Annotated in this window: 23 protein-coding genes; 14 read left to right on the plus strand and 9 right to left on the minus strand. The window is 57.1% G+C overall.

Annotated elements, in window-relative coordinates; translation table 11 throughout:
* Positions 1 to 231 precede the first annotated feature (231 nt).
* Complete coding sequence (locus ACM6IT_RS24715; protein ID WP_414914774.1) at positions 232 to 1,167, minus strand: helix-turn-helix domain-containing protein; 936 nt, start codon at positions 1,165 to 1,167, stop codon at positions 232 to 234.
* A 65-nt stretch (positions 1,168 to 1,232) separates the two neighbouring features.
* Between ACM6IT_RS24715 and ACM6IT_RS24720 the strand changes: the two genes are divergently transcribed.
* The 10 genes from ACM6IT_RS24720 to ACM6IT_RS24765 all read left to right on the plus strand — a co-directional run bounded on the left by ACM6IT_RS24720 (position 1,233) and on the right by ACM6IT_RS24765 (position 11,586).
* Entirely contained in the window at positions 1,233 to 2,516 is a 1,284-nt protein-coding gene (locus tag ACM6IT_RS24720) for an acyl-CoA dehydrogenase family protein (RefSeq protein ID WP_414918894.1), read from the plus strand.
* A gap of 43 nt (positions 2,517 to 2,559) precedes the next feature.
* Positions 2,560 to 3,690, plus strand: coding sequence for a saccharopine dehydrogenase family protein (locus ACM6IT_RS24725; protein WP_056723185.1), 1,131 nt, complete (start codon positions 2,560 to 2,562; stop codon positions 3,688 to 3,690).
* A 21-nt stretch (positions 3,691 to 3,711) separates the two neighbouring features.
* Positions 3,712 to 5,268: an AMP-binding protein gene (locus ACM6IT_RS24730; protein WP_056723186.1), complete on the plus strand. Its 1,557-nt coding sequence runs from the start codon at positions 3,712 to 3,714 to the stop codon at positions 5,266 to 5,268.
* Positions 5,269 to 5,477: 209 nt separating this feature from the next.
* Entirely contained in the window at positions 5,478 to 6,716 is a 1,239-nt protein-coding gene (locus tag ACM6IT_RS24735; protein ID WP_056723188.1) for a thiolase family protein, read from the plus strand.
* 56 nt (positions 6,717 to 6,772) lie between these two features.
* A complete protein-coding gene (locus tag ACM6IT_RS24740; RefSeq protein ID WP_056723190.1) occupies positions 6,773 to 7,567 on the plus strand; it encodes an SDR family NAD(P)-dependent oxidoreductase in 795 nt (264 codons plus the stop codon).
* A 64-nt stretch (positions 7,568 to 7,631) separates the two neighbouring features.
* Positions 7,632 to 8,009: a hypothetical protein gene (locus ACM6IT_RS24745; protein ID WP_046028203.1), complete on the plus strand. Its 378-nt coding sequence runs from the start codon at positions 7,632 to 7,634 to the stop codon at positions 8,007 to 8,009.
* A gap of 522 nt (positions 8,010 to 8,531) precedes the next feature.
* The gene (locus tag ACM6IT_RS24750; protein ID WP_414918895.1) at positions 8,532 to 9,314 is read left to right on the plus strand and encodes a transporter substrate-binding domain-containing protein; all 783 of its coding nucleotides are present in this window, start codon (positions 8,532 to 8,534) and stop codon (positions 9,312 to 9,314) included.
* Between the two features lie 55 nt (positions 9,315 to 9,369).
* Positions 9,370 to 10,098: an ABC transporter permease gene (locus ACM6IT_RS24755; RefSeq protein WP_056723196.1), complete on the plus strand. Its 729-nt coding sequence runs from the start codon at positions 9,370 to 9,372 to the stop codon at positions 10,096 to 10,098.
* Positions 10,095 to 10,805, plus strand: a complete 711-nt coding sequence (locus tag ACM6IT_RS24760) for an ABC transporter permease (protein WP_056723198.1) — start codon at positions 10,095 to 10,097, stop codon at positions 10,803 to 10,805. The genes ACM6IT_RS24755 and ACM6IT_RS24760 overlap by 4 nt, the downstream gene beginning before the upstream one ends.
* Before the next feature lie 16 nt (positions 10,806 to 10,821).
* Positions 10,822 to 11,586 (plus strand): ABC transporter ATP-binding protein, encoded by a 765-nt coding sequence (locus ACM6IT_RS24765; RefSeq protein WP_056723200.1) that lies wholly within the window; start codon positions 10,822 to 10,824, stop codon positions 11,584 to 11,586.
* 86 nt (positions 11,587 to 11,672) lie between these two features.
* Here ACM6IT_RS24765 and ACM6IT_RS24770 read toward each other — a convergent pair whose 3' ends face one another.
* From ACM6IT_RS24770 to ACM6IT_RS24780, 3 genes are all read right to left on the minus strand, one after another.
* Positions 11,673 to 13,574 carry a potassium transporter Kup gene (locus tag ACM6IT_RS24770; protein ID WP_414914770.1) on the minus strand — a complete coding sequence of 634 codons (1,902 nt, stop codon included), beginning with the start codon at positions 13,572 to 13,574 and terminating at the stop codon, positions 11,673 to 11,675.
* A 127-nt stretch (positions 13,575 to 13,701) separates the two neighbouring features.
* Complete coding sequence (locus ACM6IT_RS24775) at positions 13,702 to 13,926, minus strand: hypothetical protein (RefSeq protein ID WP_056723204.1); 225 nt, start codon at positions 13,924 to 13,926, stop codon at positions 13,702 to 13,704.
* A gap of 2 nt (positions 13,927 to 13,928) precedes the next feature.
* Complete coding sequence (locus ACM6IT_RS24780) at positions 13,929 to 14,870, minus strand: LysR family transcriptional regulator (RefSeq protein WP_056723206.1); 942 nt, start codon at positions 14,868 to 14,870, stop codon at positions 13,929 to 13,931.
* A 116-nt stretch (positions 14,871 to 14,986) separates the two neighbouring features.
* Between ACM6IT_RS24780 and ACM6IT_RS24785 the strand changes: the two genes are divergently transcribed.
* The 3 genes from ACM6IT_RS24785 to ACM6IT_RS24795 all read left to right on the plus strand — a co-directional run bounded on the left by ACM6IT_RS24785 (position 14,987) and on the right by ACM6IT_RS24795 (position 17,075).
* Positions 14,987 to 15,406 carry an ester cyclase gene (locus tag ACM6IT_RS24785; RefSeq protein WP_414918896.1) on the plus strand — a complete coding sequence of 140 codons (420 nt, stop codon included), beginning with the start codon at positions 14,987 to 14,989 and terminating at the stop codon, positions 15,404 to 15,406.
* Between the two features lie 3 nt (positions 15,407 to 15,409).
* The gene (locus tag ACM6IT_RS24790; protein ID WP_414918897.1) at positions 15,410 to 16,453 is read left to right on the plus strand and encodes an SDR family oxidoreductase; all 1,044 of its coding nucleotides are present in this window, start codon (positions 15,410 to 15,412) and stop codon (positions 16,451 to 16,453) included.
* 79 nt (positions 16,454 to 16,532) lie between these two features.
* Positions 16,533 to 17,075 (plus strand): histidine phosphatase family protein, encoded by a 543-nt coding sequence (locus ACM6IT_RS24795; protein WP_223541026.1) that lies wholly within the window; start codon positions 16,533 to 16,535, stop codon positions 17,073 to 17,075.
* Positions 17,076 to 17,208: 133 nt separating this feature from the next.
* Here the strand turns inward: ACM6IT_RS24795 and ACM6IT_RS24800 are convergent, their stop codons facing one another.
* Positions 17,209 to 18,342, minus strand: coding sequence for an aminotransferase class V-fold PLP-dependent enzyme (locus ACM6IT_RS24800; RefSeq protein WP_056723211.1), 1,134 nt, complete (start codon positions 18,340 to 18,342; stop codon positions 17,209 to 17,211).
* Positions 18,343 to 19,198: 856 nt separating this feature from the next.
* On the opposite strand from ACM6IT_RS24800, the gene ACM6IT_RS24805 reads away from it, so the two are divergent.
* Positions 19,199 to 20,590 carry a tyrosine-type recombinase/integrase gene (locus ACM6IT_RS24805; protein WP_414918898.1) on the plus strand — a complete coding sequence of 464 codons (1,392 nt, stop codon included), beginning with the start codon at positions 19,199 to 19,201 and terminating at the stop codon, positions 20,588 to 20,590.
* A gap of 625 nt (positions 20,591 to 21,215) precedes the next feature.
* On the opposite strand, the gene ACM6IT_RS24810 is transcribed toward ACM6IT_RS24805, so the two are convergent.
* The 4 genes from ACM6IT_RS24810 to ACM6IT_RS24825 all read right to left on the minus strand — a co-directional run bounded on the left by ACM6IT_RS24810 (position 21,216) and on the right by ACM6IT_RS24825 (position 26,479).
* Positions 21,216 to 22,589 (minus strand): aspartate aminotransferase family protein, encoded by a 1,374-nt coding sequence (locus ACM6IT_RS24810; RefSeq protein ID WP_414918899.1) that lies wholly within the window; start codon positions 22,587 to 22,589, stop codon positions 21,216 to 21,218.
* 262 nt (positions 22,590 to 22,851) lie between these two features.
* The gene (locus ACM6IT_RS24815; protein WP_414918900.1) at positions 22,852 to 24,033 is read right to left on the minus strand and encodes a hypothetical protein; all 1,182 of its coding nucleotides are present in this window, start codon (positions 24,031 to 24,033) and stop codon (positions 22,852 to 22,854) included.
* Positions 24,034 to 24,280: 247 nt separating this feature from the next.
* Positions 24,281 to 25,519, minus strand: coding sequence for a serine hydrolase domain-containing protein (locus tag ACM6IT_RS24820; protein ID WP_414918901.1), 1,239 nt, complete (start codon positions 25,517 to 25,519; stop codon positions 24,281 to 24,283).
* A 6-nt stretch (positions 25,520 to 25,525) separates the two neighbouring features.
* Positions 25,526 to 26,479, minus strand: coding sequence for an ABC transporter ATP-binding protein (locus tag ACM6IT_RS24825; protein ID WP_414918902.1), 954 nt, complete (start codon positions 26,477 to 26,479; stop codon positions 25,526 to 25,528).
* Positions 26,480 to 26,481 lie beyond the last annotated feature (2 nt).

Genomic DNA, 26,481 nt, shown 5'->3' on the forward strand with positions numbered 1-26,481 from the left:
CCGTGCTGATTTCTGACTACGCGGCGGTGTGGTTTTGAGGATCAGTTGGGGCTCTATGCAATCCATTTCTTTCAGACCCTGGTGGTTGATAGACGCCTACCCAAGGAGCGTCTGAAGGTCGCTGGATACAGTTCCAAACGGTCGAACACTACCATGGAATGGTCCGGGGGTTTGAACCCCGGTGCAATCCAACGCAAGCCGCTTGCGTACTTTCGGTGCAGTGAGAATCCGCTACCTTCCAGCCAGGGCTCTGTATTCGGCCGGTGTACTGGCGTGCGCAACCTTGAACGCTGCCGTCAGGTGGCTCTGAGAACTGAAACCACACTCCAGTGCCACATGCAAAATAGGAAGATCGGTCTGCATGAGCAGATCACGCGCATGTTCCAATCGTACATTCATTACATAGCGATGGGGCGGCATACCCATGGCGCGCTGAAACAGCCGTCGAAAATGAGCCGGGCTGACACCCGCCTGGCCAGCCAGCGTGCTGATCGACAGTTCCTGCCCCAGATGCTCGCGAATGAAGACCAGTACCGTATGCAGGCGCGCCAGATGAATATGCGGCGGATAAATACCTCTGCTCGCGTCAACTCGTAGCGCACGATACACCTGCTCAAGCATGACCATGGCCAATCTTGCCATGAACCCCTGATCAGCCCCTTTCCCAAGACTTAGCTCATCCATCAATTGCCGGGCCGCCGCGCTCACCAAACCATCACTGACGGGCAATGGCGCCTGCGCGCCAGCGCATAGCTCACGCAATTGTCGAAACACGCCATCAGTGCGCTCGGGCAGATAAAAAACCGCGAAATCAATGCTGCCGGAATAGTGCCATTGAGTGGCACAACCTGCAGGCAGCAGCATTGACAAGCGGGGCATCGATGTTGAGCGCAACTCGCCCCCTGCCCCCTCATCCGCCCGCGAGCCACCGAACTGGGTCAGCAGGGCCATGAAGTCAACGGGCGGGACGGATAGATCAGTCGTATGCAGGAAATAGCGCTCCGCATACAAGGGGATTTCACTGCACACCAGGCCGCCCAGCAAGGGCAATCCCAGTGTTTCATGGACCTGTTGCTGCGGATTCATGGGCATCTCGGGATGAGCATATTTTGACAAATATGACCGCTTTTCAGGTGAGTTGTCGATGTCGGGAAGAACAATAATCACCCGAATTTCCGCCGTTCGCATAAGTGCGGGGCAGATCGATCACAACTCCAGGCGAGGCCTTCACAATGATCACATTGCACGAAACCCTGCGATTGCCTGCCGTCGGTCTGACTGGCTTTGAAACGCCGCTGACCGAAGAAGAGCGCGCCATACAGCAGACGGTGCATCAGTTTGCCAAACACGTACTACGCCCCATCGGCCGGGAGCTCGACAAAATGAGTGCCGCCGACGTGTGCGCACCAGACTCGCCATTCTGGTCGGTGTTTCAAGAGGCGGCCAAGCTCGGTATCGAGCCAGCTTTCTTCTCTCAGTTCGAACCCCAGACCGCCGTTCGTCTTGAGTCACTGATCGGCGAGGAAATGGGGTGGGGCGATGCCGGCCTGGGGATTTCCCTGGTTGTCTGCGGTGCTCCCTTGCAAATGGCCATGGCCGCCGGCAATCAAGAGCTCGTAGAGCTCTGCACGGGCAAGATCGGCTGTTGGATGGTGACTCACCCGGACAAAGGCAGCGATCTCATGATCTACGACATGAAGCGCGAATGGCCGCCCGGGCAGGAAGGCAATAAGGGCAGCCTCTGCGCCAAAGTCGGCAAGGACGAGATCGTTATCAATGGCCAATGTTCGGCCTGGGTTTCAAACGGTGCCGTGGCGCAAGTCGCGCTGGCTCACATGACCGCTGACTATGGTGACGGCTACTTCGATGCCGATGGCAGACCCCACGGCGTAGCTGTGATCATCCCGCTCGACCTGCCCGGTATTTCACGCGGCAAGCCGCTGGACAAAATCGGTCAGCGCGCCCTGCCACAGGGCGAAATCTATTTCAGCAACGTGAAAATACCACGCCGCTTTGCCGTCGCCCTGAAAGATCAATATTACGGCAACCAATCCTCGGCCTGGTCCTACGCCGGTACGCACATGTCGCAGGTGTTCACCGGCGTCGCCCGCTCGGCCTTCGAAATGGCTTTGCAGTATTGCCATGAACGCAAACAGGGCGGCCAATTGCTGATCGACCATCAGCTCACACGCTACCGCCTGGGCGACATGATGCGCCGCGTTGAACTGGCGCGCGGCGTCGCTCGGCGGTCACTGGCCTATGCGCGTTTGTCACCGTGCGCTCACCCCTACGCGACAGCTTCAGCAAAGGTAACGGTCACCGAAGAGTGCATGAAGGTTGCCAGCGAGGCACTGCAGCTATTCGGTGGCGCGGGCACCTCACGCGAATACCCGATCGAAAAAATCTTCCGCGATGCCCGCTCTGCACTGATCGAGGATGGTGAGAACACCATCATCACGATGCGTGTTGGCCTCCTGTGCCAACAGCTCTATGCCGAAGGCTGGTCACAGAATTGATGCTTGCAGCTACCCAAAACCCGAAAAACAAGAGACGCAAAAAATGGCTAAATTCCCCGTAGTTGTCTATGGCGCCAGTGGTTACACCGGCATGCTGACCATGGACTGGCTGATCGACCAGAACATCCCCTTCACCGCTGTGGCGCGCGATGCCAAGCGCGCGCAGGAAATGATGGCGCAACGTGTGGTACGCCTGGAGTCCGCGACCTATGAAATCATCGAGGCCGAGCACAACGTCGAATCGCTGAGCGCCGCCTTCAAGGGGGCCAAAGTGGTCTGCAACACCGTTGGCCCCTTCGTCAACTTCGGTCTGACCACCGTCGAGGCCGCGCTCAAGGCCGGCTGCCACCACATAGATACCACCGGCGAGCAAAGCTACGTCCGTCAGGTTCGCGAGCAATTTGGCGAGCTCTATCGTCAGGCTGGCCTGCTGGTTTCGCCATCGCTGTCCTACATGTTCAGCTTCTCCGAGATCGCCGCCGAACTGGCGCTGGAAACCCCCGGCATCGACGTGCTGGAAACCGCCGCCCTGTGCCGCGGCCCGCGTGATGTCGCCGGGGTCAGCCTGGGCTCGGCGGCCTCGATTTTCGAATTATTCCACCGGGAGCAGTTCTACCTGTGGGAAAACAAGCTGGTGCAGCACCCCGCCACCGCTTCGTTCAACATTGTCGACCCCAACTTCATGCAGCCGGTTTTCTGCCTGCCTTGGGGGGGAACCTCGCTGCCAATTTACTTCGAGCATGATCCGCGCGTGCGCGCCTGCACCTCCGCGGTCGGTTTCTACGACAACAATGTGATGCCAATGGTGCATGGCCTGAGCCAGAAGTGGGAAGCGGAATACAAGCACTTGTCCAAGGAGCAGCAGGACGCGGTGGTGAAGAGCCTGGTAGAGGCCACCACGCCGAGTATGCCGCCCCGCGAACGCACCACCTTGCAACGCAGCGTCGACATCGCTATCGGCCGCGGTCACCTGTCCGCCGTGCGCGCTACCGTACATGGCGTCACACCCTATATTTCCACCGGTGCCCTACAGGCCGCGGCGGCGATCAGGCTGCTCGACGACGACACCAACAAGGTCGGCTTCGCTTCCGGTTCCAAGGCTTTTGGACACCGCTATCTGCTCGGTTTCCTGGAAGAGCGCGGCCTGGCCCGTGCCACCGTTACCAAACTCTGATTACCGGCACAGGAACCATTTATGGCCATCATCGATTTTTACGATCGCGGCTGGGGCATCAACCCTGCCGGGGTCGCCTACATCCAGGGCGAGCGCTCCTACACCTTCAACGAAATCGGCGAGCTCTCGTGTCGCATCGCCAACAAGTTGCTCGCACTGGGCTTGCCGAAGGAAACCAAGGGTGCCGTCTGGTCAGGTAACGACGTCACCGCCTGGGCCTGCACACTGGGTCTATGGCGCGCCAACATGACCTGGATTCCAGTCAATGCGCGCAATTCCAGCGAAGAGAATCACTACCTCCTCGACGCATTCGACTGCGAGGTGATGTTCTACCAGAATGATTTCGCGCAAATCATCGCCGAGCTACGGTCCAGGCTGCCTAAGATCAAACACTGGATCTGTATCGATGCCGACGCTGTCGATGCACCTTCGTTGGAGCTATGGAGTGCCGGCCAGCCGGCGAGCCGTCCCGAAGTCGCTTATGACATGGACGACGTGGTGGCGGTCTCACCCACTGGTGGCACTACGGGCACGCCAAAGGGCGTGATGAACACCCACCGCAGCGTGCAGACGTTCATCGCCCACTTCATGCTGACCTGTGCTTATCGCAATGGTGAAAAGCCGGTGAATATGGCCGCCGCACCGATGACCCACACTGCCGGCCTGTTGTCCGTACCCTGCACGGCGCAAGGTGGCACTGTAGTGGTCATTACCAAACCCGATCCGGCATTGATGTTGAACGCCATTGCGCAGCACAGGGTCAGCGAGCTCTTTCTGCCGCCAACGGTGATCTACAGGCTGTTGGAAATTCCCGGCATCGAGAAGCTGGACTTCTCCTCGGTGAAGTACCTGATGTACGGCGCGGCTCCGATGTCGGTAGACAAGCTGAAGAAAGCTATCGAGATTTTCGGCCCGGTCATGACCGGCGGCTATGGTCAGACCGAAGCACCGGCCAGCATCGCCAACTTTCGTCCTGACGAGCATCTGGTGGACGGCCAATTCGCCGACGACGAACGCCTGTCCTCGGTCGGCCGCCCTAACCCGCTGGTCCGCGTCGAAGTGATGAGCGACACCCACCAGATCCTGCCGCGCGGTGAAACCGGTGAAATATGCGTGCGCGGCGACCTGATCATGAAGGGTTACTACAAGCAGCCGGAGAAGACCGCCGAGACCATCGTCGACGGTTGGCTGCATACCGGCGACATCGGCCATATCGATGCCGAAGGCTATCTGCACCTCACCGATCGCAAAAAAGACATGATCATTTCCGGCGGTTTCAACGTCTATCCCAGCCAGGTCGAGCAAGTGCTGTGGGGACATCCGGCGGTTCAGGACTGTGCCGTGATTGGCGTGCCCGATGAAAAATGGGGCGAGGCCGTCAAGGCCGTGGTCGAGCTCAACCCAGGCCAGGAAACCACCGAGCAGGAGCTTATCGAGCTGTGCAAAGCCAGGCTGGGCAGCGTGATGGCACCGAAGTCGGTCGACTTCACGACCAGCCTGCCACGTAGTCCGGTGGGCAAGGTGCTGAAAAAAGAACTGCGTCAGCCGTATTGGAAAAACTCGGCCCGCAAGATCTGACACAACCGCGGATCTCAGGCCCGTCGAACGACCCGATCGGGAAAAAAATCGAGTCGATTTCAACCTCGGCGTGCACATGGCCGAGATACGCCTGCCTGAACCTGGTAACGACCAGCAACTTCAGTAAGCCGCTGCCCAGGCGCACCCAACGTCAACCACGTCGTGGGGTGCGAACTGGACACTGACCCACTGAATATAAGGAATTTTCCATGAGCAATATCTATATCGCCGGCATCGCCATGACCGTCTTCGGTCGCCACATCGAACGCAGCCTCGACGACTTGGCACGCGAGGCTTTCCAGGGCGCATTGAAGGACGCCCACTGCACTGCCGCCGATCTCGATATCGCGTTTTATGCCGGCATGACCAATGGCCCATTGCAAGGCCAGCTCTCGATCCCGGGTCAGGTCGTGTTCAGCAAGATCGGTATTGAAGGCATTCCTATCTATAACATCGAGAATGCCTGCGCTTCGGGTAGCTCAGCCTTCAATTTGGCCGTGCAAAGTCTCAAGGCCGGTACAGCCAGTATCGCGCTGGCGTTGGGTGCGGAAAAGATGAACATCCCGGATAAACTGAAAGCCCTCTCGCTGTTCGAGGCTGGTTGGGACGTATCTCGCGCCGAAGAGAATTATCAGACGCTGGTAAAAATGGGCGAAGGTGTAGTGCCGCCCGCCGGGTCGGAATCGGACAAGCCTTACAGTAAGTTCATGGCCATCTATGCCGCATTGTGCCGCCAGCATATGAAAACCTACGGCACCACGCAGCGGCAGATCGCAGCGGTGTCGGCAAAAAACCACACTCACTCGGTCCATAATCCCTACTCGCAATTTCGCAAAGCCTTCGGTATCGACGAAATCCTTGCCGCCCCTCCGATCACTTATCCGCTCACCCTGCCAATGTGCGCGCCGCTGTCGGACGGTGCAGCAGCAGCCATCCTGTGCACCGAGGAAGGACTCGCACGCATCGGTGCCGACAGAAGCCGCTGCATCAAGATAGCGGCCAGCGTCATCCGTAGCTTCAGCCATCGCCGGCTCGATCAGCCGGAACTGAACGTCGGTCACCTGGCAGCTAACCAGGCCTATGAACAGGCGGGCCTGGGGCCGCAAGACATGCATGTCGCCGAAGTCCATGACGCCTCGGCGATGGGCGAAATCATTCAGGTCGAAAACCTGGGCCTGGTCCCGTTCGGTCAGGGCGGACCTGCGGCTGAACGTGGCGAATTCACGCTGGGCGGGCGCATCCCGGTCAATACCTCAGGTGGCCTGGAATCGAAAGGCCATCCACTCGGCGCTACCGGGATCGGACAACTCTACGAACTTGTGACGCAACTGCGCGGAGAGGCTGGCGCACGCCAGGTATATGGCGCACGCCATGCAATCCAGGAGAACGGCGGCGGTTTGCAGGGTATTGAGGAGGCAGCCGTCGCGATCCACATTCTCAGCAAATAGTTCTTGTCAGAAAAATTTGTAGTGGCCAAACCAATCAAAACAAGAAGGATAAAAACATGTTCCAAAACAAAGTAGTCGTCATCACCGGCGCAGGATCCGGCATTGGTCGGGAGTTGGCTATCCAGATGGTGGAAGCTGGCGCGCATGTCGCCCTGTCGGACATCAACCAGGTGGGTCTCGACAAAACCATGAAGCTATTGCCTGACGCCAGCAAAGCGAAAGGTTACCTCCTGGACGTATCGTCCTGGGACGCCTTCCAGGCCCATGCCGACGAGGTAAAGCGAGATTTTGGCACGGCGCACTTCGTCATCAATAACGCAGGTGCCGCAGTCATCGGGACAGTTGCCAACACCTCCATCGATGAGTACGAGTGGCAACTCGGTATCAACCTGTGGGGCGTGCTGTACGGTACCAAAGCGTTCCTGCCGATGATGCAGGCTCAGCGAGAAGGCTGCATCGTCAACATTTCCAGCGTATTTGGCCTGGTGGGTTTCCCGATGCAAAGCGCTTACAACATGTCGAAGTTCGCCGTACGGGGTCTCACCGAAGCGCTTTGGTCGGAACTTGAGGACAGCGGCGTGCGCGCCGTGTGTGTGCACCCCGGAGGAATTCGAACCAATATCGAGAAGTCCGGACGACGTTGTAAGGCCGCCGGCAAAACAGAAGAAAGGTTCACGGCACTGGCAGACAAGATGCTGCTGACGCCAGCGGCGGATTGTGCCAGCGACATCATCAAGGGGCTGCGCAAAGGAACCAAGCGCATTATCACAGGGAACAAGTCGAGCACCTTGTTCTGGATAAGCAGGCTGTTCCCCAATAGCTATCCGGCATTACTCAAGCTGCTTGGCTGAGGCCCGGAAGTTACAAGATGTCTCAGCGCGACGCGAAGCGTCACCACCTCTCAGGAACAATTCCATGACCGACAGTTATACCCGCAAGCTTTTTATTTCTGCCGCTTGTTTCAACGTACTCGCGGGTCTTCCATTACTTGTGGCCCTGCGACCCGTAGCTGCACTGTTGGGGCTGCAAATTACCCCCACCTCAACCCTCTTCATTCAACTCACCACGTGCCTGGTTATCATATTCGGCTGGGCCTATTGGATGATCGCTCGCGATCCGCTGCAGTATCGTCCCTATATCCTGCTCGGGATTATCCTGAAAGTACTGTTTGTTGTGGTGGTCTATGGTCACTGGCTGGCGGGCAGCATCCCCTGGCCATTGCCAGTAGCGGCATCGGGTGACATCGTCTATGCATTACTGTTCTGGCGTTATTTCCAGCGCGCTGAGCGTTGAACTACGTCGTGCTGACCGTCGGTGCTGCTGGAGCATCAAGGATTGAGCCAGGAAAATTCGAACGCACCCAGCAACCAGGCCGGCCGGTAGGCCGCCTCGGTTGCTGTTGCGGGACACGCCCCTCGTGAGGCCGGGCGGCGTTCCGTTTTTACAAGTGACCCGCCGTAAGGGCGCAACCCTGAGCGGCGGTTACCGCAGCAACGGATATGTACACCTTCAAAAATCCACACTGCCTGAAAATCAACGTCCTTGATCTCACACTTTGTTACCCCATACCCCAGCCGGGTGTAAAAAACTGCTTTGGTAACAGCCTCGCAGGCGGCCTCCCGCCCTGCACTCACTTGCCTGAAAAGCCCAGCCCAGAGCGCTGTACGCGCTTTCTCAAACGCCCACTGCGCGAATTGGCCGGGTGATTGCATATGCTTGTCTGTACAAGTATCTGCGTGTGCATAAGACATCTTGCCAAACAGTCAATATGCTTTTGCGTCACAAGCGCTTCCGATGGTCCCTGGGAATAAAATAATGAAAAAAGCATTTCTCACCCTTTCTGCATTAGCTTTGTGTGTGGCTGCCGGTTCTGCGCTGGCCAAGGAGTACAAAGAGTTGCGCTTTGGCGTCGACCCCTCTTATGCGCCATTCGAATCCAAGGCCGCCGATGGCAGCCTGGTGGGCTTCGATATCGACCTGGGTAACGCGATCTGCGCAGAGCTGAAGGTCAAGTGCAAGTGGGTCGAAAGCGACTTCGACGGCATGATTCCCGGCCTCAAGGCCAACAAGTTCGACGGCGTGATCTCTTCCATGACCGCCACGCCAGCGCGCGAGAAAGTTATCGATTTCTCAAACGAGTTGTTCTCTGGCCCGACCGCGCTGGTATTCAAGAAAGGCGTGGCCATCGGCACCGATCAGGCCTCCCTCAAGGGCAAGAAAGTCGGCTACGAGCAAGGCACCATCCAGGAAGCCTACGCCAAGGCCGTGCTGGACAAGGCCGGGGTAGAGACCCAAGCCTACGCCAACCAGGACCAGGTGTACGCTGACCTGGTCTCCGGACGCCTCGATGCCTCAATCCAGGACATGCTGCAAGCCGAACTGGGCTTCCTGAAGTCGCCGCCAGGCGCCGACTTCCAAGTCAGCGCGCCGATCGAAAGCCCCCTGCTGCCAGCCAAAACCGCCGTGGGTCTCAGCAAAGGCAACGCCGAACTCCAGGCATTGCTGAACAAAGGTATCCAGGCACTGCACGACAATGGCACCTATGCGGCCGTCCAGCAGAAGCACTTTGGCGATCTGAATCTCTACAGCGGCAAATAATGACCCTGCGCCCATTTTCGGATGGGCACTTTTCTGATTGACGTAGGGCTGCTCAATGCTAGAAAACCTATTGCAGATTCTTGGGCTGTCAGGCTTCAGCCTCAAGGGCTTCGGCCCGCTGTTGCTACAAGGCTCCTGGATGACTGTCAAATTATCCTTTCTGTGCTTGTTGGTAAGCGTTGGCCTGGGCCTGATCGGCGCCAGCGCCAAGCTTTCGAAATCAGCGCTGCTGCGCGTCCCTGCGCAGGCCTACACCACGCTGATCCGCGGGGTGCCGGACCTGGTGCTGATGCTGCTGATCTTCTATAGCCTGCAAACCTGGCTGACCTCGTTTACCGATTTCATGGAATGGGAATACATCGAAATCAATCCCTTTAGCGCCGGGGTCATTACCCTGGGATTCATCTACGGGGCTTATTTCACCGAAACCTTCCGTGGCGCCATCCTTGCCGTACCGCGAGGGCAGATGGAAGCGGCTACCGCCTACGGCCTGACCCGCGCTCAGCGCTTTCGCCTGGTGGTGTTCCCGCAAATGATGCGTTTTGCCCTGCCGGGGATCAGTAACAACTGGATGGTGATCCTCAAGGCCACGGCGCTGGTGTCAATCATTGGCCTGGCCGACCTGGTCAAGGTGGCCCAGGATGCGGGCAAGAGCTCCTATCAGCTGTTCTTCTTCCTGATTCTGGCCGCCTTGATCTATCTGGTGATAACCACCGTTTCGAACTACGTCTTGCGCCGGATGGAAATCTTCTACGCCGCAGGTACCCGGGAGGCCGTGCGATGATCGAACTTCTACAGGAGTACTGGAAACCTTTCCTGTTCCAGGACGGCAATCACATCACCGGGCTGGCCATGACCCTCTGGCTGCTGAGCGCCTCGATCTTCTTCGGCTTCGTGATGTCGATCCCGCTGTCGATTGCCCGGGTCTCGGACAATGTCTGGGTGCGCTGGCCGGTGCAGTTCTACACTTATCTGTTTCGGGGTACTCCACTCTATATTCAGCTGCTGATCTGTTACACCGGCATTTACAGCCTGGCCGCGGTGCGTGCTCAGCCCGTGCTGGATGCGTTCTTTCGCGATGCGATGAACTGCACCATCCTGGCCTTCGCCCTGAACACCTGCGCCTACACCACGGAGATCTTCGCCGGGGCCATTCGCAGCATGAACCACGGCGAAGTCGAAGCGGCCAAAGCCTACGGCCTGACCGGCTGGAAGCTTTACACCTACGTGATCATGCCATCCGCCCTGCGTCGTTCGCTGCCTTACTACAGCAACGAAGTGATTCTGATGCTGCACTCGACCACCGTGGCCTTCACCGCGACCATTCCGGACATTCTGAAAGTCGCGCGAGACGCCAACTCGGCGACCTTCCTGACCTTCCAGTCGTTCGGCATCGCCGCGTTGATCTACCTGGCAGTCACTTTTGCGCTGGTCGGCCTGTTCCGCCTGGCTGAACGCCGTTGGTTGTCTTTCCTCGGCCCGGCTCACTAATTCAGGATGCTTGTTCATGTACAAACTGACCGTTGAAAACCTGCACAAAAGTTATGGCAACCATGAAGTCCTCAAGGGCGTTTCGCTAAACGCCAGGACCGGCGATGTGATCAGCCTGATTGGCGCCAGTGGTTCGGGCAAGAGCACCTTTCTGCGTTGCATCAACTTCCTGGAAACGCCCAACGACGGCGCCATGAGCCTGGACAACCAGCCGATTCAAATGGTCCATGACCGCCACGGCATGCGCGTGGCCGACGCCAATGAACTGCAACGCATCCGCACTCGCCTGGCGATGGTGTTCCAGCACTTCAACCTGTGGAGCCACATGACCGTGCTTGAGAACATCACCATGGCCCCACGCCGGGTGCTGGGCGTCAGCAAGAAGGACGCAGAGGATCGCGCCCGGCGCTACCTGGACAAGGTCGGTTTACCGGCACGGGTGGCCGATCAATACCCGGCGTTTCTCTCGGGTGGTCAGCAGCAACGCGTCGCCATTGCCCGTGCCCTGAGCATGGAACCGGAGATCATGCTGTTCGACGAGCCGACTTCAGCCCTGGACCCTGAACTGGTGGGAGAAGTACTCAAAGTGATCCAGGGGCTGGCCGAAGAAGGCCGCACCATGATCATGGTGACTCACGAAATGAGCTTTGCGCGCAAAGTGTCGAACCAGGTGCTGTTCCTGCATCAGGGGCAGGTCGAAGAACAGGGTGCACCCGAGGACGTATTGGGTAACCCCAAGAGTGAGCGTCTGCGGCAGTTCCTCAGCGGCAACCTGAAGTGACCAGAGCGCCTTCGAGCAACCGCAGGGTCGCTCGAAGGCGCTGGTTCAACCCTCAACACGGAGGGCTGATGGTCCTCAATGACTCTTTACATCTCAACCTGCGTGCCCAACTCGATCACCCGATTCAACGGCAATTTGAAGTACTTCAGATTGCTGTTGGCATTCTTCAGCAAAAACGCGAACAGGCTTTCTCGCCAACGGGCCATGCCGATGCGCTTGGTCGGGATCACCGTTTCACGGCTCAGGAAATAGGTGGTGCGCATCGGGCTGAAGTCCAGCTCGGCCAAGTGGCAGAGACTCAACGCCAAGGGGACGTCGGGCTCCTCGATAAAGCCGAAGTGCAGGCTGACCCGGAAGAATCCTTCGCCATAGGCTTCAACCTCAAACCGTCGATCAGCGCTCACACGAGGGCTGTCTTCAGACACCACGGTGAGCAACACCACTTGCTCATGCAAAACCTGGTTATGCAGCAGGTTGTGCAGCAGCGCATGCGGAACGGCATCGGACCTGGCCGTCAGAAACACCGCCGTACCTTGTACCCGATGAGGAGGCTGCGTGCGGATGCTACTGATGAACAGTGGTAGAGGCAGCGCGGTTTCGTCCAGCCGTTCAACAATGATCTTGCGGCCCCGTTTCCAGGTCGTCATCAAAATGAACAGGCCAATGCCGGCAATCACCGGGAACGCACCGCCCTGGAAGATCTTCGGTGCATTGGCCGCGAAGTACAGACTGTCTACCAGCAGAAAACCGAGCAGCATCGGAATGGCCAACCAGCGCGGGGTTTTCCATAGCAGCAGGACGACGGCCGAGGACAGGATGGTGGTGATCAGCATGGTGCCCGTCACAGCGACCCCATAAGCGGCGGCCAAAGCACTGGAAGACTCGAAACCAAGCACCAGCAGCACAACACCGACCATCAACGCCCAGTTGACCGTGCCGATGTAGATTTGCCCCTGCTCCTGGCTGGAGGTGTGCTGGATAAACATGCGAGGGACATACCCAAGCTGGATGGCCTGGTGGGTCAGGGAAAATGCGCCTGAGATCACGGCTTGAGAAGCGATGATGGTCGCCAGTGTGGAGAGTGCGACCATTGGCAGCAATGCCCAGCCCGGCGCAAGCAAATAAAATGGATTGCGCACCGCCTCAGGGTTTTCCAGGATCAAGGCACCTTGACCAAAATAATTGAGTAGAAGTCCTGGCAGTACCAAAATGAACCAAGCGCGGGCAATGGGCTTGCGACCGAAGTGCCCCATGTCGGCATACAGTGCTTCGGCGCCCGTGAGCGCGAGTACCACTGCCCCAAGGATGGCCACACCGATTCCCGGATGAGCGATAAAAAAATGCGCTCCCCAGTACGGATTGAGCGCTTGCAGTACTTCCGGTCGCTGGAAAATGCCATAGATCCCCAGTGCACCCAACACCACAAACCACAGCACCATCACCGGGCCGAACAGGATACCGATGCGAGCCGTGCCGTGTTTTTGTATCAAGAACAGCGCCACCAGCACGATCAATGACAAAGGCACCACCCAGTGCTCTATTCCATCAAACGCCAGCTGTAGTCCTTCAACCGCAGAGAGCACCGAAATAGCCGGGGTAATCATGCTGTCCCCGTAAAAAAGTGCCGCACCAAACAGACCGAGCAGCACCAGTGCCTTGCTCATGCGCGGATAAGGTAAGGCCGCGCGGCGGGCTAACGCCGTCAACGCCATGATGCCGCCTTCGCCCTGATTGTTGGCCCGCAGGATAAACAACACGTATTTGATCGAGACCACCCAGATCAACGACCAGAAGATCAACGATAGAATGCCCAGCACGCCATCGTGGTTGGCCTGGACACCGTAGTGACCGGCAAACACTTCCTTTAGCGTGTACAGGGGGCTGGTGCCGATATCTCCATACACCACTCCGACAGCAGCGATAAGCAGTCCCGCCGCTGAAGATTTGCGATGAGGTTTTTCAATGGCATGGGGCGATGTTTCGCTCACTTTCTACGTCTCGAGTATTGAGGGCCGAAAACGCATTCCGTGAGAATTCAAGGCCGGTGGACTTCAGTGAAACTGCCATCAAATTCAGATGAGTCGTAAAGACCGTCGTCCTTGCACAGCCAAGTGATCACTCGTTCTGAAGGGCCTGCGACAGACCCGCACCACCTTCTACTCCCCCGCAAGCAACATTGAACAGCCTAAGGAAATCTTGAGGGTAAAGACGAAGAAGCCGAGAGTTGCGAGGCATAAAGGCAATGTCAATTTTCCCGGCCAGTATCGTTGCGAGTAACAAAAGCCATCGTAAAAAAAGCGTAATTTTTCCGCCGCCATAGCCTCCGTCATCAGTCGGCATCTTTAGTCCTGCGTCCTCATAGCATCGTTATTCTTCCGATACTCATGGTCCCCCCCAGAGAGGCAACCTTCGACATTTTCCATGGAGAGGGCTTCGAGCAGCACCTGCTCCAGGATGGCAAAAAAACATTTGATGTGAGCCTGTTTCAATGCCTGAGGCCGGGTCACCAGATAGACTTCCATATCTGGAAGTTGGAGATCCGGGAACAACTCGATCAAGTCCTTTGCCAGAATACGGGGCAGTACGGCCACACCCATTCCTCGCCTCACCGATTCGAGCTGAACCGCGAACGCGTTCACACTGATCTGCGCGCGGTCCAGACCACCGGCCTTTGCCGCACGCATTTGCGGCAACATGTCCAGCGGGGGAAGCAAGGCAATATTGACCGCAGTGGCCGGGGTCACCCCTGGAAACCGCTTCAGATAACCTGCATCAGCGAAGACACCGTAGGCGAGCCGGCCTATTGGTCGATAAATCAGCGACGGCTCACCCAGATGAGTTGTACGTACAGCAATGTCTGCCACGCCGCGGACGATCTTGTGAAAGTCGGCTGTTACCATCAGCTCCACCGAGCAACGCGGGTGCAGAGAAGTGAAGCGACTCGCGGCCTCCAGCACACAAGACGAGAACCCCTCTCCTGCGCTGACCAGGACACTGCCAGATAACTCTGTGTGTACCCCGGATAGGCCAGCAGCGGTTTGACGCCTCAAGCCAGTTTCCGCGGCCAGGGCAACTTCCACGAGGGATTGGCCCCGTGAGGTCAACCAGCATCCTTCAACGCCCCGTTCGACGAGTGGCTCGCCCAGTGCGACCTCAAGTTGGGTCAGGCGGCGGGACACGGTAGACGCCGCGATACCCAGCAACTGGCCAGCTTGAAGAAAGCTGCCACGCCGCGAAACTGCCAACAGCAGACGAAGATCGTCCCAATTTGCTTGCAACGCCATGCGTCCTGTCCTCCCTGGTCTGCATATGTGCAAATCCATTATGCAGTAGTCGCTGTTTTTCGAGGGAGGCCTCAAAGGTATATCTACAGGCCCTCGAAACGAATGGAATGGATTGTATGACTACTGGCCCCAACGACTATGCGGAACGCGCCGCAAGAGCCTTCAATTGCCGTGATGTGGAGGCGATGCTTGCGTTGGTTTGCGAAGACTTCATCTACGTCGATGGCATGGGGGTTCAAGCCGGTCGTGAATCCATGCGCAAAAGAGAGACTGCGCTGTTCTACGCACTCCCCGATGCCCAAGTGACCTTCACCCCATTCATGGTCGCTGACGATCGTTTGGCGCTGACTGCCCTGCTGACCGGCACCTTCGCCGCCCCCCTGGTGCTGCCAGGCCGGGTGATTGCACCCCATGGACGCCATATTACCGTGCACTACGCCGCACACTTCACCTTCAAAGACGGACTGGCCATCCGTGAAGAGGTCTTCTTCGACAGTGCGGTGTTGATGCCGTTAGCCGGACAGGGTGAGGGTTGAGCCATGCGCAGCGCATTTGTTACTGGAGCAACCGGCTTGCTGGGCAACAACCTGGTGCGTGAATTGGTCGCTCGTGGCTACAGGGTCAAAGGCCTGGTCCGCTCAAGAGCCAAAGGTGAACAGCAGTTCAACAATCTGCCGGGTGTGGAGCTGGTCGTGGGTGACATGGCCGATGTCGACGCATTCGCCGCATCGCTGCAAGGCTGCGATACGGTGTTTCACACCGCAGCGTTCTTTCGCGATAACTACAAGGGTGGCAGGCACTGGAAGGAGCTCGAAAAAATCAATGTCGCCGGTACGCGGGACCTGATTCACCAGGCCTACCGCGCCGGTATACGACGGTTCGTCCATACGTCTTCCATTGCCGTGCTCGACGGCGCACCTGGCGCGTCCATCGATGAGACATGTCTGCGGGCCGACGCCGACGCGGATGACTACTACCGCAGCAAGATCCTCGCCGACCGTGTCGTCTTGTCATTCCTGGAAGCACATCCCGAGATGCATGCCTGCATGGTCCTGCCCGGTTGGATGTGGGGCCCTGCCGACATTGGCCCGACCTCTTCGGGACAGTTGGTCAACGATGTCGTGAACGGCAAGTTGCCCGGGCTGATCCCTGGCAGCTTCTCCGTTGTCGATGCCCGTGATGTGGCATCGGCGCTGATTGCCGCAGCCGAACATGGCCGACGAGGTGAGCGCTATCTCGCGGCGGGCCGACATATGACGATGGGTCAGCTGGTCCCGGTTCTAGGACGTATAGCGGGCGTCAAGACGCCCGTTCGACAACTACCGCTGCCGTTTCTATACACCCTGGCGGCTGTGCAGGAGATCTATGCACGCCTTACCGGCAAGCCCATTCTGCTGAGCATGGCCACGTTGCGCCTGTTGGTACGAGAGAAGGACCGCACCTGCTTCAACCATCGCAAGAGTGAACAGGAGCTTGGCCTGAGTTTCCGGGCGCTAGAGCTGACAATCACTGACACCGTGGCGTGGTACCGTGATCACGACTGGTTTGAAAACCACGGTGCTGGCACACGAGGCGTACCTTGAGTTCCCGAGACCGCACTTACTGGTCATTTACCACGCACCAGAACAAGGACGTAAATTTGTGAACAGGGAAATAATCCTGATGCGTCACGGCCAGCCAAAACTGGCCGCTACCGACAAAATCTCAGCGATCGAGATGAAAGAATGGATCGAGCAATACAACCGATCCGAAATTACCCACCACCCGATCCCGCCTGCCAGTATGCAACTCGCCGCAACCGCCACGGTGATTGTTTCAAGCAGCGCGCCTCGTGCGCTGACCTCCCTCCAGGCGCTCGGCCTGAAGCCTGCACTGGTCGACGCACTTTTCTGCGAAGCACAACTACCTTGTGGTCATTGGAAGCTGCCACGGTTATCACCGTTTACCTGGGCATTTATCCTTCGAGTCTTATGGCTGTGCGGTTACTCACGCAACGTCGAATCCGCCAGCACTGCGAGGATCCGCGCCAGCACGGCAGCCAAACGATTACAGTCCCTTGCCAGTGATGGACCGGTTCTGCTGCTCGGTCATGGTTTTATGAACCGAATGATCGCCAATCAACTGGTCGCTGACGGTTGGGCTCGGCAAAAACGTAACGACAGCCAGTATTGGAGTGCGACCGTGTATCAGTACGACGGTGTGTAAGAGGCGCCACCTGTACAGTTCGATGCCCGGCATCCACACATCGACTGCCGCACAGGCCATGGCCAGATCGTTGTTGGCGCCCGTGGTTTTCAACATGTCCCAGACCACTGTGGTAACGGTGTCGAATACCGGTTCAGTTAATCATCACCTCGTCCAGTGCCTGCGCGAGGGTGCTGACCGTGCGCTCGATATTGTGCAGCTTTTCGAGTCCGAACAGACCGATGCGGAAGGTCTGGAAGTCGGCCGGCTCGTCGCATTGCAACGGCACTCCGGCGGCGATCTGGAGGCCGTGCTCGGCAAATTTCTTGCCGCTCTTGATGTCGGCATCATCGGTGTAGCTCACCACTACGCCAGGGGCCTGAAAGCCGGCTGCGGCCACGCTTTTGATGCCTCTGCCGCTCAACATTGCGCGCACCCGATCACCCAGGACCTGTTGTTCGCCGCGGACCTTTTCGAAACCGTAGGCTTGCGTCTCTTTCATCACCTCGTTAAACCGCGCGAGGGAATCGCTGGGCATGGTCGCATGGTAGGCATGCCCGCCCTGTTCGTAGGCCTGCATGATCTGAAGCCACTTTTTCAGGTCGCAGGCGAAGCTGCTGCTTTGCGTCTGCTCGATGCGCTCAAGGGCCAAAGAACCGAGCATCACCAGGGCGCAGCAAGGGGAGGCGCTCCAGCCTTTCTGCGGCGCGCTGATCAGCAGGTCGACTGCGCATTTGCGCATATCAACCCAAAGCGTGCCTGAGGCGATGCAGTCCAGCACGAACAGGCCACCCACCGCATGCACGGCGTCGCCGACGGCCCGCAGGTAGTCGTCGGGCAGGATAATCCCTGATGAGGTTTCAACGTGGGGGGCGAAGACAATCTGCGGCCTCGAAGCCGCAATGGCTGCCAGCACTTCGTCCAGAGGGGGTGGGGCGTAGGCAGCCTGGCGACCGGTGTCGACCGGTCGGGCTTTCAGCACCGTGGTGGCCGCCGGGATGTTGCCCATCTCAAGGATCTGGCTCCAGCGATAACTGAACCAGCCGTTGCGTATCACCAGACACTGCTGGTCGGTGGCAAACTGTCGCGCCACCGCTTCCATGCCGAATGTGCCGCTGCCCGGGACCACCGCGACAGCCTGGGCGTTGTAGACCTGTTTCAGAGTCCTGGAAATGTTCTTCATCACGCCTTGAAATGACTGCGACATGTGGTTGAGCGAGCGGTCGGTGTAGACCACTGAGTACTCGACCAGCCCCTCGGGATCGATACTGGGATATAGCTTTGACATAGGGTGACTCCTTTGGCAGAGATCTCAGTGGTATCGACCCTGCCCTAAGCCTTGGCAAATGACAAGATTGCTCGGGATTGAATGGCGACTTCTGTCGAGCAGCGCATCATTTTTTTGATCCGGCGTGATCACCACGCAATCAAGTTCGTTCAAGCCAGGCACGGGCGATTTCTTCGCGCGTAGCAAACCAGGCATCGCTGTACTGCCTGGCATACTCGATGAATTGCTTGATCGCCCTTACTTTCCCGGGACGGCCCACCATGCGTGGATGCAGCCCGATCGACATCATGCGGGGTCGCTAGCGCCATATCGGCAATACCAGCCCACGGGACGTTTGCCACAGGTACGTTCGAAGAATTCGATTGCCAGGCGCATGTGCTCTCTCGAACCATTGCCTATGCGGAATTTGTGCCGGTTTAGAGGAGGTCAGTCTTGCTTCAGCTCGTGGGTCAATTCGGCGCCAGCATCAACGCTGGCCATTACCTCGCCAATTTCTATAGCCCGATTGGGCGTCCGTCGGAACGGCGGGCGTCGATTCAAGGCTAGATCCAGGATAACCGTGGGAGTAAATGTGGGGGGTAATTTTGCAGGCATGAAAAAGCCCAACCTTTTCAGATCGGGCTAAGTCATTGAAAAATATGGTCGGGACGGAGTGATTCGAACACTCGACCCCTAGCACCCCATTCAGTTAAGCACTAGACATCCCTAGTTCGCACAACACCTCTATAGAATTCTAAGCCCCAGTAAAATAGGACCTTTCAGCGATTAACTCTTCCATCAACCGCTATCCTGACCTACCCTTAGCTGACGGATCCGTGGGAGTAAATGTGGGAGTAAATTTCTCAGAAGGTTGATTATGGCCAAGCTCACCGCCAAAGAACTAGAAGCACTCATTGAGCGAGATGTCGGCACCGTTATACGCGACGAAGGCAGCCTCTCAGGCAGGGTCTCACTCCGCAAAAAAGGTGTCGCCATCCCCTTTTACTTCCAATTTCGTTGGGAAGGTATTTACACCCGCTTTTCCTGCGGTACCTGGCCAAACAAGTCGTTGACCGAAATCCGCAAGGAGCGCAACGAAGCGCGAGACCTTGTAGCCAAAGGGATCAATCCTAATGAAAACAAGCGCGCCGGGAAGGTCAGACAAAAAGCGGAACTGGCTGCTCAACTCGCGGAGGCTGATCGGCAAAAGTCTAAGGAGCTAACGCTGCTGGACCTGGCGGAAGAATGGCTTCGCGATGGTGTGGCACGCAAGGATGGTAATGCCGAGCTACGGAGAAAGTTCGCGAAAGATCTTTACCCCGCCCTTGGCTCAAAAGTCATCAGTTCAATCAGTGAGCATGACCTGCGGAACCTGGTGCGGTCCGTAATGGCTCGCGGCGCTACTCGTCAAGCCATCAGTCTTTTTTCGGATATCGTTCAGATGTTTGGATGGGCCCAAAAACGCCAGCCATGGCGAACGCTGCTGATTGACGGAAACCCAGCAGACTTGGTCGAAATCAACAAACTGGTACCCAGTGACTACCAGGAGGAGCGAACTCGGATCCTCTCCTCTAGCGAACTTCAAGAACTACACCACCGCTTTGAAAAAATGACTGCGGACTACGCAGCACTACCTGCCGGCGAAAAGTACGATGGGATTCGCCCACTCAAACCAGAGTCCCAACTTGCGCTTTGGATCTGTTTGGGAACGCTATGCCGGATCGGTGAACTTCTTCAAGCCGAATGGAAAAACGTAGACCTGGAAAATGGCGTCTGGTTTATTCCCGTGGCAAACGTCAAAGGCAGCCGTGGAAAGAAGCAGGACCACCACGTGTTCCTATCTGCGTTTGTGACCCACTATTTCAGCAAGCTTCGGTTGCTTACGGGACACTCTCAATGGTGCTTCCCCGCAAAGCATCATGATGGTCATGTCGATCTCAAGGTCGTCAGCAAACAGGTGGGAGACCGCCAATCACGCTTCAAAAATCGCAAACCGCTTTCCCGTCGCCGACATGATGACACCCTGGTGCTGTCCGGTGGTGCGAATGGGGAATGGACACCCCATGACTTGAGACGAACAGGAGCAACCATGATGCAAGCCTGGGGCATAAGCCTTGACGTGATAGATCGGTGCCAGAACCATGTGCTCGCAGGTTCTCGGGTCCGCCGGCACTACTTACATCATGACTATGCGGAAGAGAAAAAAGCAGCCTGGAGCCTGCTGAGCGAGAAGCTCACTGAGATCATGATTGACCAGGATGGTTTGTAGGTATTTGAGACACAATAGAAGGTCATCGCCTCCGCCATCTTTATACGACAAAGCCCTGATTATTCAGGGCTTTGTCGTTTCTGTAGTTTGACAAATAGCGCCAGCCCACACTTCAGCCCACACCCTGGATGGAGTCTAGCTTTTCGACCAGCGGCTAATTCTTCGTATGGTCTCTTGCCTGCACTTATGGTTCTGAAGAACCGATTTAGAGGCAGCTTCCGGAGGAAACGCGGGGAACGAAAGTAGAGATCTTGAGCTAGCTTCGACGCGATCCAACAAATTACGCACAAACAGAAACGCCGGTCAGTGAGCGGCGTTTCTGTGAAATTGGAGAGGGAAACGAGATTCGCATCCGGTATCCGACTCATTGAAATATAAGGGGTTTCTTTTATTCCTGAAGCAGGAATGGACTCAATTCTGGACTTGTTTTCAGGGTGTATCAAGAGCAAAAAAAGATGACTCCAAGCCATGCTAGCGAGCTCTACCTACAGCCACTCGGAAGAGCAGTCGTCCGGCCGACGGTATCAATTGCGTAGGACCAATTCGAGACGAGTCCTAAAGCGAGTACGAAGCGGCAGGCCGGAAGACTCCGCATTCAGGCTCTGCCTGTAGTGAGTGGCGTTAACTACTGTGCAGTGTGTTTGAGGTACCAGTGCTGTGTCGCATCCAAAGAAGCCGCAAAAACTCCAAGGATTTCATTGATATCCTTCTCCGTTGAGATTAACGGAGGACAGAATGCCAATGCATCTCCCATGACTCGGTTGATCATTCCACGCTCCTGGGTCTGAGAGGACAGATACCGCCCGAGTCTGCCAACAGCCTCAAAAGGCTCTTTTGTGTGCCGGTCGGCTACCAACTCAACGGCAGCAATCAACCCCACACCACGAACCTCGCCAACCATTGGATGATCAGCAAACTGCTGAAGCCCTTTGCGAAGGATAATCCCCATTTCAGCAGCACGCTGAACCAGGCCCTCCTCTTCGATAATTTTAAGATTCTCCAGGGCGACTGCAGTAGCTACCGGGTGCCCGCTACCAGTGAAGCCATGCCCTAAAGTGCCAATCGAATGGCTCTGATCGGCAATACCTTGGTAAACGGCATCATTGATCAGTATGGCTGCAATGGGCTGATAGGAGGACGACAGCTGTTTGGATACCACCATGACGTCTGGTTTGATATCAAAGGTCTCGCAACCGAACATATTTCCGGTTCGACCGAAACCACAGATGACCTCGTCCGCGACAATCAAGACGTCATGCTTGCGGCACACCTTCTGGATCTTTTCCCAGTAGGTCTTCGGCGGAATGATCACCCCCCCCGCTCCCATCAGAGGTTCGCCATAAAACGCTGCGACCGTCTCAGGGCCTTCCTTGATGATCAGATCATCCAATTCTCGGGCGAGGCGATCTGCGAACTGTTCTTCTGTTTCACCCGGTCGACCATATCGATAGAAGTGCGGGCAGCTGACATGCAGGAAGCCCGCCAGGGGAACGTCAAAACCGCGCTGATTTGCCGGCAGCCCAGTGAGGCTCGCACTTACAGTAGTGACACCGTGATAGGCGTTCTGCCGACTGATGAACTTTTTCTTGGCCGGCTTCCCCAGAGCATTGTTCCGGTACCATAAAAGCTTAACTACTGTGTCGTTTGCCTCAGAGCCGGAGTTGGTGAAAAACACCTTGCTCATCGGCACCGGAGCCATCTCCACCAATTTTTCGGCGAGCTCGATGCTGGGGCGGTGTGCCTTGCTGGAAAACACATGATAGAACGGCAATGTACGTAGCTGCTTTTCGGCAGCCTCGATCAGCCGCTGGTTGCTGAAACCAAGCGCTACACTCCATAGCCCTGACATCGCCTCGATGTATCGCTTATTCTGATTATCATAAACATGAACTCCTTCTCCACGTTCGATAATGAGGGGGCCATCCGCCTCATGAAGTCGAGCATCCGTATAAGGATGGAGGTGATTTTTAACATCTTTTTGTGCAAGCAAATCCGTCATGATTTTGCCTCGAAGTGAGAGAGGATTCGTTAAACCAAGGGCCGTGTAGAAACCCAAATTAAATACCCAGGCAACCGCACCAGGCTCCACAGCTACAACAACTAGCTGTCGCCAATAGCCATGGAGCAAAAAGCGGCATAAACACCGCAATCGGTGTCCGGACTTACTTGACCAATTCAGGCTCGCCTACAGGTTATGCGCTAAACCTGTGGGCGAGCCCGCTCGCGAAGAGGACTTTAGGGCTGTTGCCAAAAAACCCGGATCAGAAGTAATACCCGATGTTCATGTACAACTGGTTTTCCCACTGGTTACTACCACCAGCCCCCAGACTCTGGGTGAGGCTGCCGCCACCGATGACCGGATCATTCTTGCCGTACAACCATTCCGTGGCGATCCATAGTTTGCTGAGGGAGAACGACGTGCCGAAAATCATCCGTTGCGAGGTCTTGAAATCGTCCGCAGATTTATCGAAGGCGCTGTAGTTGGCGTACAGCTTCACACCGCTGATCTGATCGAACAGATACTTGCCGCTGACGTCATAGCTTACATCCGCCACGTACAAGTTGCCGCGACTGGCGACGTTGAAGGTGGCGTCGTAACTGCCGAAAGTCACCAGTTCATCGGTGCCGGGGTTGCGCGGGGACATCTGCTGTCGCGCGGCTTGCAGTTGCACGCCCCATGGGCCGTTCTTGCCGATGTAGTGCACCGCCATGGCATTGCGCCGGCCATCGTTGTTGGTGTCGCGGTTCTCCAGGGACGAGGTCAGGCCGGAGATCCCGACTTCGGACTTCCACGGTCCCAAGTCCAGCGCCTTGGCCACCCGAAGGACCACTGTGTTGCGTTCCTGGTTGTTGCTGCCGTCGATGACATAGCTGTCCGCTTCGGAGACTACGGTGGAGTAGGTTTCACCATTGCTAGTGCCTTTACCCTGCCAAGCGGGGCGCAGGTAGTAACCGGCCTGAATATTCCAGTCGCCGCTTTGCTGGATGTACTTGGCGCCGACTTCTTCCACGTCTTCCAACCCCATGACGCTGCCCAGGGTTTGGTAGAACGTGCTGCCGAAGTACGGCTGCAAACCGAACGGCAGCTGGTTCAGGCCGACTTGGACCTGCTGGTCGGGGTTGAACTTGTAGCCGATCCACGCCAATTCGGCGAACTGGACGTCACCGACATGCTTTGTGTAGTTGTAAGGGTAGGCTCGACCGTAGAAACGGTACTGGGCCTCGCCGATCCAGGTGTCGGAGTTGTAATTGGCGTTGAGGATCGCGGTGTCGAAGTTGAACTTCTGGATGTCACGATCCGGGTCATAGTCCCAACGCGCCCGGACGGCACCGCCGAGATTGAGGTTGTCGGTGACCTGGATCGCCATCGCTGGGGTGGAAAGGGCCCCCAACAGCGCCAGCGCGGTCAATGAGCGCAAGGCCCGGGTGGTGTTCAAGTTCATGGTCGCTCCGTCTCTTGTTTATTTTATTGTTGGCAACACTCATCCCGGCCACGGCAAAAGCGCGGTCTGGATGAAAGGGGTAAGGCCCACCAGAACGAAGGCTGCAAACAGCGTCCAAGTTAGGGCCGGGAGGGTCAGCCGCCGGTGGCCAGCCGGGTCTGGGTGTAGCTATGCCGAGCCTGCACTTGGCACCTCTTCACCAAGGCTGGGAGGTGCGTGACAAGCCGCGGTCATTCACACTCCCGCGTCAGCTGCGTTGCAGTTCTTCAACCACAGCTGCACAAGCACGGAAGGTATTCAACGTCCACTCTGAGTTGATAAAGTCCGGCCAACTGGAAAGTTTTACGATTGCCACTTCAGAAGCCGGATCCCAATAGATACTCTGCCCAAATACTCCACGCGCCGAATAGGTACCCTGTTCACTGTCCAGCACCCAGCACTGATTGCTATAGGCGGCGCCAGGAAAGTGTTTGACATAGAAGCCATAGAGAACTTCAAAAGCCGGTGTGGAACCACGGCCGCATGCGCGCACAAATTCCTCTGGAACAATCTGTTGGCCGTTGAAACGTCCACCCTGCAGATACATCTGGGCAAAGCGCGCCAGATCACGCAGCGTGGCGCTCATCCCGCCATCGGCTAATGCCGTTCCAACGCAATCGAGGGTGATATTCGCGTCTTGTTCTGCCCCCAGTCTTGACCAGATCTCCCGGCTCAGTAAGACGGGGAGCCGCTCGCCGCAGGCCCGCTCACAGACCCAGGCCAACACGTCGGTATCCACTGAGCGATACTCAAAGAACTGGCCATGTTCACGATCTTTACTCAGCGACTTCAACAAACCATAAATGCTGTCAGGTGACTCCCGCTCTCCCCGTTCACGCCAACCCGAGGCGATATCCAACTGGATGAATTCAGCATCCGGATCGGTGTAGTCCTCCCTGAATCTCACTCCCGTGCGCATATCCAGAAGATCCTTTACCCGGGCGTCGCCATAACCGCTTGCCGAAAGCTCGGGCACATAGTCGCTGACACGCGCTTGGGGATCGATTCTGCCCTGGCCGATCAATCTGCCGACCAGGCTACCGACGACGGTCTTGGACACCGATTGCAACAGATGCAACGTGTGCGGCTGCATACCGTTGAAATACTGCTCCGAAACCACCTTGCCTTGATGAAGCACCAAAAAACCATCGGTGTAGCTATCGGTCAAGAAAGTCGCCAGATCGGTTTGTCCGCCGTCGATCCGCTGGAAACGTACGTCGTCCAGTGAGCGTTCGTTGCGCTCGAGTTCGGTGACCGGCCCGGGACTGCGATGAATAGCGGCCACCGGAAACAACTGGCTCATGTGCTGGAACGACCAGCGGTTATAGGGCGGACTGTCCCAATTATGCAGGCCGACTTGCTTTTCCCGGGACGGCGGATAGCCCTGCATCAAACTTAGGTCCTGATAACCAATGCCGGGAGCGGTCATGTCTTTTTTATTGTACATAGGGGTTCAGTTCTCATCGTTTAGAGGGTGGTGGCAAGAAAAGCGGTGGCCGTGATCCTGGGTCTCGGCTGGCACCTCTCGGCGACAACGCTCACTGGCCCGCGGACAACGGGGCGCGAAGTGGCACCCGGCAGGCCGGTTCAAGGGGCTGGGGATCTCGCCACTCAGGATTTGCAACTGGTCACGGCGTTCCGGGTCGATGGAGGGCACTGAATTGAGCAGCGCACGAGTGTAGGGATGACGCGGTCGGCCAAACACCTGCTCCACAGGCCCGGCCTCGACGATGCGCCCCAAGTACATCACCAGCACCTGCTGCGCCAGATACTCGACCGTCGCAAGGTCGTGGCTGATAAACAGGTAGCTCAGGCCATTACTGGTCTGCAGCGTCTTGAGCAATTGCAGCACTTGGGCCTGGACCGACACGTCGAGCGCCGCCGTAGGTTCATCGAGGATCAGCAGTTTTGACTCCAGCGCCAGGGCCCGGGCGATAGCGATACGCTGCAACTGGCCACCGGAGAATTCATGGGGATAGCGCTCCATGTGCTCCTCGCCCATCCCCACATTTCCCAGCAGCGTGAGAATGCGCGCGTGCAAGGCGCTACCGCGCAGACCAAAGGCAACCTTCAGCGGCTCGGCAACAATCGCCTTGATCGTCATTTTCGGGTTCAGCGAGGCGTAGGGATTCTGGAACACCATACTCAAGCTCCTGCCCCGCTCCCTGGCATCAGTGGGCAGCGGCCGACCTTCGACCAGAATTTGCCCACTATCGGCTGGCAGCAGACCGAGCAAGGTCGCGGCAACCGTACTTTTGCCACAACCGGATTCCCCCACCAGCGCGACCGTCTCACCGACCTGCACCTCCAGGCTGATGTGGTCGATGGCGGTCACCAGGCCGTCGCGGCTGGCGTAAGTCTTGTGCAGCTGATTGACACTCAGCAGTGCGGGCTGTTTGTTGTTCATAG

The organism is Pseudomonas sp. IT-P4 (genome assembly GCF_949767755.1).
Taxonomy (GTDB): Bacteria; Pseudomonadota; Gammaproteobacteria; order Pseudomonadales; family Pseudomonadaceae; genus Aquipseudomonas; species Aquipseudomonas monachiensis.

What these genes read in the sequence shown, in the direction of transcription:
- ACM6IT_RS24790 (WP_414918897.1), top strand. Translation starts at nt 15,410, where the DNA reads ATGCGCAGCGCATTTGTTACTGGAGCAACCGGCTTGCTGGGCAACAAC.
- ACM6IT_RS24730 (WP_056723186.1), top strand. Translation starts at nt 3,712, where the DNA reads ATGGCCATCATCGATTTTTACGATCGCGGCTGGGGCATCAACCCTGCC.
- ACM6IT_RS24735 (WP_056723188.1), top strand. Translation starts at nt 5,478, where the DNA reads ATGAGCAATATCTATATCGCCGGCATCGCCATGACCGTCTTCGGTCGC.
- ACM6IT_RS24805 (WP_414918898.1), top strand. Translation starts at nt 19,199, where the DNA reads ATGGCCAAGCTCACCGCCAAAGAACTAGAAGCACTCATTGAGCGAGAT.
- ACM6IT_RS24750 (WP_414918895.1), top strand. Translation starts at nt 8,532, where the DNA reads ATGAAAAAAGCATTTCTCACCCTTTCTGCATTAGCTTTGTGTGTGGCT.
- ACM6IT_RS24785 (WP_414918896.1), top strand. Translation starts at nt 14,987, where the DNA reads ATGACTACTGGCCCCAACGACTATGCGGAACGCGCCGCAAGAGCCTTC.
- ACM6IT_RS24800 (WP_056723211.1), bottom strand. Translation starts at nt 18,342, where the DNA reads ATGTCAAAGCTATATCCCAGTATCGATCCCGAGGGGCTGGTCGAGTAC.
- ACM6IT_RS24810 (WP_414918899.1), bottom strand. Translation starts at nt 22,589, where the DNA reads ATGACGGATTTGCTTGCACAAAAAGATGTTAAAAATCACCTCCATCCT.
- ACM6IT_RS24775 (WP_056723204.1), bottom strand. Translation starts at nt 13,926, where the DNA reads ATGCCGACTGATGACGGAGGCTATGGCGGCGGAAAAATTACGCTTTTT.
- ACM6IT_RS24740 (WP_056723190.1), top strand. Translation starts at nt 6,773, where the DNA reads ATGTTCCAAAACAAAGTAGTCGTCATCACCGGCGCAGGATCCGGCATT.
- ACM6IT_RS24825 (WP_414918902.1), bottom strand. Translation starts at nt 26,479, where the DNA reads ATGAACAACAAACAGCCCGCACTGCTGAGTGTCAATCAGCTGCACAAG.
- ACM6IT_RS24795 (WP_223541026.1), top strand. Translation starts at nt 16,533, where the DNA reads ATGCGTCACGGCCAGCCAAAACTGGCCGCTACCGACAAAATCTCAGCG.
- ACM6IT_RS24780 (WP_056723206.1), bottom strand. Translation starts at nt 14,870, where the DNA reads ATGGCGTTGCAAGCAAATTGGGACGATCTTCGTCTGCTGTTGGCAGTT.
- ACM6IT_RS24760 (WP_056723198.1), top strand. Translation starts at nt 10,095, where the DNA reads ATGATCGAACTTCTACAGGAGTACTGGAAACCTTTCCTGTTCCAGGAC.
- ACM6IT_RS24745 (WP_046028203.1), top strand. Translation starts at nt 7,632, where the DNA reads ATGACCGACAGTTATACCCGCAAGCTTTTTATTTCTGCCGCTTGTTTC.
- ACM6IT_RS24765 (WP_056723200.1), top strand. Translation starts at nt 10,822, where the DNA reads ATGTACAAACTGACCGTTGAAAACCTGCACAAAAGTTATGGCAACCAT.
- ACM6IT_RS24815 (WP_414918900.1), bottom strand. Translation starts at nt 24,033, where the DNA reads ATGAACTTGAACACCACCCGGGCCTTGCGCTCATTGACCGCGCTGGCG.
- ACM6IT_RS24755 (WP_056723196.1), top strand. Translation starts at nt 9,370, where the DNA reads ATGCTAGAAAACCTATTGCAGATTCTTGGGCTGTCAGGCTTCAGCCTC.
- ACM6IT_RS24820 (WP_414918901.1), bottom strand. Translation starts at nt 25,519, where the DNA reads ATGTACAATAAAAAAGACATGACCGCTCCCGGCATTGGTTATCAGGAC.
- ACM6IT_RS24725 (WP_056723185.1), top strand. Translation starts at nt 2,560, where the DNA reads ATGGCTAAATTCCCCGTAGTTGTCTATGGCGCCAGTGGTTACACCGGC.
- ACM6IT_RS24720 (WP_414918894.1), top strand. Translation starts at nt 1,233, where the DNA reads ATGATCACATTGCACGAAACCCTGCGATTGCCTGCCGTCGGTCTGACT.